Raw genomic sequence first — 7,162 nt, forward strand, 5'->3', positions numbered from 1 at the left:
CGCCAGCAGCTAGAAGCAATAAAACCCCGCCAAAAACCGCTAAAAACCATACCAAAGAGATGCGCCCCCCAATCAAACCACCTCCAACCGAAAAACAGCAACCGACCTCTCCATCCTCTGCGCCTGCTCCCGCAAAGCATCAGCCGCCGCCGCCGCCTGCTCCACCAACGCCGCATTCTGCTGCGTAACCTGATCCATCTGCGTCACCGCCTGATTCACCTGTGCAATCCCGCTGCTCTGCTCGCGCGACGCCCGGCTGATTTCATCCATCATCGCCGTCACCCGCCCGACCGCGCCCACGATGCTCTCCATGGTCGCGGTAGCGTCGCCGGCCAGCGCCGAGCCCGCCTCCACGCGCTGGACCGATTGCGAGATCAGTGTGCGGATCTCCTTGGCGGAACTGCCGGCGCGCTGCGCCAGGTTGCGCACTTCGGCAGCCACGACGGCAAACCCGCGCCCGTACTCGCCGGCACGCGCCGCTTCCACTGCGGCGTTGAGCGCCAGGATATTGGTCTGGAAGGCAATCCCGTCGATCACCGCGATGATGTCGACGATGCGTTTCGAATCGGCCTCGATCTCGCCCATGGTCTGTAGCACGCGCCCCACCGAGGCTCCGCCGGCCACCGCGATGCCGGAAGCCTCGCTGGCCAGCGCGCTGGCCTGGTCCGCGCTGCCGGCATTCTGCTGCACGATCGCGGTGAGCTGCTCCATGCTGGCGGCGGTCTGCTGCAGCGACGATGCCTGCTCTTCCGTGCGCTGCGACAGGTCCAGGTTGCCTTGCGCGATCTCGCCCGCGGCCACCAGCACGTTCTGCGCGCCTTCCTTGGTGTCGCCGATCAGCACGCGCCAGGTATCCACCAGCGACAGCAGGTGCCGCTTCACATGGCTGAGTTCGTCGCTGCCATGGACTTCCAGCCGGATGCCAAGGTCGCCGGCGTTGATCCGGCCCACCATGTCCGCCACTTGCCGCACGTCCTCGCGCATGCCGCAGCTGAAACCGGCGAACAGGTAGAACGCCGCGCCCACCGCCAGCAGGGCCACGCCGCCGAGCACTTCCAGTTCCAGCTTGTCGGCTGCGATGCGCTGCTCCAGCATGGCGCGGGCAAGTGCGGAGAACTCCTTGTTGACCGAGGAGACCGCGTTGATGGCGGCGGTCGCTTCGTCGAAATAGGCCTTGGCCTCGATGTTGATGCCGCTGCTGCCCAGCATCCTCTCCTTCAGCGTGCGGTAGAAAGCATCCACGGCGGACAGTTGCGCCTGTGCGCTTTCCACCCGTGCGCGATACGCCGGCGCGCCGCGCGTCACGCGGCCGATGTCGCGCCGCACCGATTCCAGTCCATCCTGGATCTGCTCCCCGAGCGCGGCCAGTTCAGCCTGTTGCGCCGCATCGGAATAGCCGCCCTGGCTGATGATGGCGGCCCCCCTGCCACGCGCCAGCGCGCTCAGCTCGGCCAGCCTTGGCATCGGCCCGACCATCAGCGTGACCAGGTAGTACGAACCGCTATCGGGGTCGAGCGCGAGCGACGAGCGATCCGCCACATCGCCGATAAACAAGCGGGTCTGCTTGACCAGCGCGCTGTGCATGTCGAACAGCGGCCCGGCTGTCGTGTTCAGGCCCGTTTCATGCATGCGTCGCCACGACTCCCCGAGTTTTTTCGCGTCGGGCATAACGTCGAAGCCCGCCGCCGCTCCGGCTTGCTGCATCAGCCCGTCAAGGTGTGTAGCGGCCTTCGCATCCGCGCCATCGAACGTAGCGCGAAACGCCGCGTTGCCCGCCAGCACGGCATTGGCCGCACCGCGCCTGACCTGCGTCTCGCGCATGAAGTCGAGCGCGCGGTCGACGATGGCGAGGCCGCGCAGTTCGTCCTGGCTGGAGCGGATCGACTGCACCGAGAGGCTCAGCACCGCATAAAGCGAGCCGCTCAGCGGGATCAGGAACAGGATCGCAAGCAAGAGCAGCTTGCGCGTGATCGTCAGGCGCGCCATCAGGCGCATGGCAGGAGAAAGGAAAGTCACCACGAAAGACCCCAGAAAAAGCACTTGCATGTGCCTTGTATCGGCCGCATCGAGGCGTACTGAAGCGCAGTTTTCCAGCTTTTTTTTCATGCACTACTGCAGGGCGGAAACAGCACAAGACGGGTGCAGAATGCCCGTAATTCGGGCGAAAAATAGGCACAAACCGCGTGTAGAACAGGCGCAAGACGATCACGAAATAGCGGATAAGAGAGCCGACACAAAACAGACGCAAATCAAACGTAGAACGGTAGGCTTCGCGATGTCAGCGCGCCGGGCGGGTTCCGATGTGGGAAATGCCTGGGCCAATGCGCGTAAGCAGTGTCTTTTCTTGGGCGCTTGCGCCCCTGCTGGCCCGCGAGACCAGGATTCCCAACCCAGGAGATGCCGATGCTGAGTCCGCACGAATTTGCTACCTTGATGCTGGTCCACGATACGCAGGACCGGCTGGAACTCGATCCCGTGGATCTGGAGGCGTTGCTCGAACGCGGCCTTGTGTCGCTGGAGGAATGCGGGGCCGGCCATTGGTGCCCGCATGTCACGCCACATGGTTTCGCCTTGCTCAGGGCGATGGGCTGGCAGGGCGATATGGCCAGGGCGCGGCAGGGCGCGTCACGCGGGCAGGAAGCATCCGCGCGGTAGAGCGGCAAGGTGGTCTCGCCGCTTCCTCGCGGCTCAATGAAAGTCGCGGCTGGACACCATCAGACGGCCCAGCAACGGACTCAGGTCCACCAGTTCCTGCGCCACCAGGTGCCTCACCTCGCCCTGGCGCTGCCACATGCCGATCACGCCCAGCAGCGTGGCGCCCAGCACTTCCTTGCGCTGGCGCTCGATCAGGTCCGGCCAGAGAATCACATTGACGGCACCCGTCTCATCCTCGATCGACGTGAAGATCGTGCCGCTGGCGGTCGCCGGCCGCTGCCGCACCGTGACGATGCCGCAGGCCCGCACGCGCCGGCCGTTGCCGCAACGGGCCAGATCCTGCGCGGTGGCGTACTTCATGGCCGCCAGCCGCGGCCGCAGCAGCGCAAGCGGATGCGACTTGAGCGACAGGCCCATGCTGGCGTAGTCGGCGGCCACGTCCTCGCCCAGGCGCGGCGCCGGCAGCGACAGCTCGCTCTCGGCCGGCGGTGCCTCGTAGAGCAGGTCATGATGGGCGGCCTGCAGCGCGGCGGCGCGGGCCTGCCAGCGCGCCTGGCGCCGATGCCCGGCGAGGCTGGCCAGCGCATCGGCGGCGGCCAGCGCGTCGATGTCGTGGCGATCGAGCCGCGCCCGCAGCACAAGATCCTCGACGCTGGCAAAAGGCTGCCTGGCGCGCGCCTGCTCGATGCGCCCGGCAGCCGCCTCGCGCATGCCGCTCACGCGGTTGAGCCCGAGCCGCACCGCGGGTTGGGTGCGCTCGCGTCCTCGCGCTGCCCGCCCATCCGCTTCCTGCTCCAGCGTGCTTTCCCAGCAGCTCACCGTGACATCCACGGGCGACGTACGCACGTGGTGGCGCCGCGCATCCTGCACCAGTTGCGAAGGTGAATAGAAACCCATCGGCTGGCTGTTGAGCAAGGCGCACAGGAAAGCCGCCGGATGATGGCACTTGATCCACGCGCTGACATAGACCAGCTTGGCGAAGCTGGCGGCATGGCTTTCCGGGAAGCCATATTCGCCGAAGCCTTCGATCTGCTTGCAGATGGCCAGCGCAAAGGCTTCCGGATACTTGTTGCGGGTCAGCGCGCTGACCAGCGCATCCTGGTGCTGCTTCAGGTCGCCCTTGCGCCGCCAGGCCGCCATCGAGCGGCGCAGTTGATCGGCCTGGCCGGGAGTGAAACCGGCGGCGTCGATGGCCAGTTGCATCACCTGCTCCTGGAAGATCGGCACGCCCAGGGTCCGGCCCAGCACCTTCTCGATGACGTCGTTGTGATACGCCGGCGGCTTGCCGGTGCGCCGCACCTGCTCGCGCCGCTTCAGGTACGGATGCACCATGCCACCCTGGATCGGCCCGGGCCGCACGATGGCCACCTCCACCACCAGGTCGTAGAAGGTGCGTGGCTGCAGCCGCGGCAGCATCGACTGCTGCGCGCGAGACTCCACCTGGAACACGCCGACGGTATCGGCGGCGCAGATCATGTCGTAGGTCTGCGCGTCCTTGCCGGGGATGTCCTCCATGCGGTACGGCGCGCCCGAGCGGCTCGGGATCATCGCCAGCGCGCGGCGGATGGCCGACAGCATGCCCAGCGCCAGCACGTCCACTTTCAGCAGGCCGAGCGATTCCAGATCGTCCTTGTCCCACTGGATCACGCTGCGGTCTTCCATGGCCGCGTTCTCGATCGGCACCAGCCGCGACAGCTTGTGCCGCGCGATCACGAAACCGCCCACGTGCTGCGACAGATGCCGCGGAAAGCCGCGCAGTTGCGCGGTCAGGCTGGCCCACTGCCGCACCGCCGGCGATTCCGGGTCCAGCCCGTACTGGGCAATGCGGTCGAGAAAGGTCTTGCCACCGTCCCACCAGGCCTGGCCCTTGACCACCTGCTCGATCACGCTGGCGTCGATGCCCAGCGCGCGGCCCACATCGCGCAGCGCGCTGCGCGAGCGGTAGGTGATCAGCGAGGCGGCCAGCGCGGCGCGGTCGCGGCCGTATTTCCCGTAGATGTACTGGATGACTTCCTCGCGCCGCTGGTGCTCGAAATCGACATCGATATCGGGCGGCTCATCGCGCTCGCGCGACAGGAAGCGGCCGAACAGCATGTTGGCATCGCCGGGATCGACCTCGGTGATGAACAGGCAATAGCAGACCAGCGAATTGGCCGCCGAGCCGCGCCCCTGGCACAGGATGCCGCGCCCGCGGGCAAAGCGCACGATGTCGTGCACGGTGAGGAAGAACGGCTCGTATTGCTTCTCCCGGATCAGTTCGAACTCCTCCTTCAACTGCTTGCGCCACTCGGGCTTGAGTCCGCCGGGGAAGCGCCGCAGCACACCCTTCATGGTCTCGCGGCGCAGGTAGCTGAAGGGAGTCTCACCGGGGGGCACCAGCTCTTCCGGATACTCGTAGCGCAGCGTATCGAGCGAGAAATCGCACAGCGAGGCGATCCGCACCGTCTGCGCCAGTGCCTCGCGCGGGTACAGCCGGGACAAGCGCTGCCGCATGCGCAGGTGCTGCTCGGCATTGGGCGCCAGCGTCATGCCGCACCCGGACAGCGGCTGGCCCACGCGAATCGCGCTCAGCACATCGGACAGCGGCTTGCGCGAACGCACATGCATGGTCACCGCGCCGGCCGCCGCCAGCGGCACGCCGGATTGCACCGATGCGTCCGCAAGACGCAGCCGGTGCAAGGCATCGGCATGGCCCTGCAACTGTTCGAGCGCGATCCAGCCGCGCGCGCCAAAGGTCTGCCGCATCCATTGCGCTTGCTGCAGCAACGCCTCGGGCTCGGGGCAATAAGACGGCAGCAGCAGCGCCAGGCAGTTGGGCATGCCGCGCAGATGAGCCTGTTCCGGCTGCGGCGGCGCGGCCAGGTCGTCGGGGTGGAGCCGGTAGCTGCCCTTCTCCGAGCGCGTGCGCCCCAGGGTGATCAGTTCGCTCAGGTTGCCGAAGCCTTCCCGGTCCTGCGCCAGCAGCACCAGCCGCAGCACCGGCTGGCCGGCGGAGTCCGTCAGCGTGAAGCGGCTGCCGACCAGCAGGCGGAAATCCTGCGCGGCGCGGGCCAGCGCGTCCAGCCGTTCATGGCGGCGCAGGCGGGCCTGGGTGGCTTCGCCAGGGGCCAAGGCGTCGCCGGCGGCGGGCGTGGCATCCGGCACGGCGAGGGATTCATCATCCACGCCATGCCCGCCGTCATGCTGATCGCCCTCTTCGCCGTCGTCCTCGATGAGATCGTCATCGTCGCCATCCTCATCCAGCCCCGCGGCCAATCGCGCCGCGCTGCGCGCCGCGGCGTCGCCGATGCGCTCACGCAGGTCCTTCAGCGCATGATGCGCGCGCGCCGTGCCGGCCACCGAACATTCATCGGTCAGCGCCAGCCCGCGATAGCCCAGCGCAAAGGCGCGCTCGATCAGTTCGACCGGATGCGACGCACCGTCCAGGAACGTGAAATTGGAAATGCAGTGCAGCTCCACATAATCCGGCAATACCGGCAGCAATGCGGAAAGCGCCGGCGGCAAAGCGGAAAACGAGGGCATGGCGGGCTTGCTGGACATGACAGGGAGGCAAAGGCTCAGGCGAATCTCAGGCGAACAGGCCGTGCAGGAACCAGCGGTATTCACCGCTCTCCTCGCGCCCGGGACGCTGGCGATAGACCCAGCAACGCAGGCCATCCGCACGTTCGGCGACGAAATAATCGCGCGTGGCCAGCGCGCCATCCCACCAGCCGCTCTCGATGCGCTCCGGCCGCGAGAGCAAGGTCAGCGGGCCGCCATGACAGGGCCGGTGACGCTGCACGGTGAGCGGCATCGGCTTGTCCAGCAGCCACGCCGGACGCTCCGGCATGGCGCCTGCCGGGGCCGGCTGCGGCGCGCGCGCCGGCATTTCGTCGACGGGGCACCAGCGATTGGCACGCTCGGGCCGGTGGTCGGGCAGCGGCTGGGGCTGCAACACGTTTTCGCGGCCGAGCCGCGCCATCAGCGTATCGAGCAGGCGGCCCAGTTCGGCTGGCGTGCCGCCTGGTTCCGGAAACAGCGAATCGCTCTGCGGCAGGCAGGTCTCCATGGACTCCACCACCAGCATCAGGCCCGCCGCCGGCACGCTGAACTGCACCTTGTCCAGCCGCTCCTGCAGCAGCCTGGACAGATGGACCGGATCGCGGCTGGGCTGCGCCAGGCTGACCGTCACCGGCGTAGACGGGGTCTCGGTGCCGAGCCGGTAGCGCTCGTGTTCGAGCCGCAGCACCAGCCGCGTCACGCCCGCCTGCTGTACCGCCAGCCAGCCGGCCAGCGCCAGCAGCAGGCGCTGCGCGCCCGCCATCACGCCCTGCACGGACTCGGTACGGCCCGGCAGCTCCATGCGCTGCGCGAAGGCTGCCGGCGCGCTGAACCAGGTAAAGCGCACTGGCACCTCGCCATAGGCCTGGTCCAGCCGCGCCAGCAGATCCGGCCCCAGCCGGCGCCGCAGGCCGGCACGCGGCAGGCCCCGCACCTCGCCCACGGTCCGGCAGCCGATGCCGTCGAG

Annotated in this window: 3 protein-coding genes and 1 pseudogene; 1 reads left to right on the plus strand and 3 read right to left on the minus strand. The window is 67.7% G+C overall.

The window, feature by feature from the left end; translation table 11 throughout:
• Nucleotides 1–72 precede the first annotated feature (72 nt).
• Nucleotides 73–2,046 (minus strand): methyl-accepting chemotaxis protein, encoded by a 1,974-nt coding sequence (locus CF70_RS02110; RefSeq protein WP_235184855.1) that lies wholly within the window; start codon nucleotides 2,044–2,046, stop codon nucleotides 73–75.
• A 357-nt stretch (nucleotides 2,047–2,403) separates the two neighbouring features.
• Here CF70_RS02110 and CF70_RS02115 point away from each other — a divergent pair, with 357 nt between their 5' ends.
• Entirely contained in the window at nucleotides 2,404–2,655 is a 252-nt protein-coding gene (locus tag CF70_RS02115) for a hypothetical protein (protein WP_035859690.1), read from the plus strand.
• A 33-nt stretch (nucleotides 2,656–2,688) separates the two neighbouring features.
• Here the strand turns inward: CF70_RS02115 and CF70_RS02120 are convergent, their stop codons facing one another.
• Both CF70_RS02120 and CF70_RS02125 read right to left on the minus strand, forming a co-directional pair.
• On the minus strand, nucleotides 2,689–6,177 hold the full coding sequence (locus CF70_RS02120; protein WP_035859698.1) for an error-prone DNA polymerase: 3,489 nt from the start codon (nucleotides 6,175–6,177) through the stop codon (nucleotides 2,689–2,691).
• A gap of 46 nt (nucleotides 6,178–6,223) precedes the next feature.
• Nucleotides 6,224–7,162: pseudogene (locus CF70_RS02125) on the minus strand (DNA polymerase Y family protein); the annotation flags it as partial.

Source organism: Cupriavidus sp. SK-3, from assembly GCF_000611145.1.
Taxonomy (GTDB): domain Bacteria; phylum Pseudomonadota; class Gammaproteobacteria; order Burkholderiales; family Burkholderiaceae; genus Cupriavidus.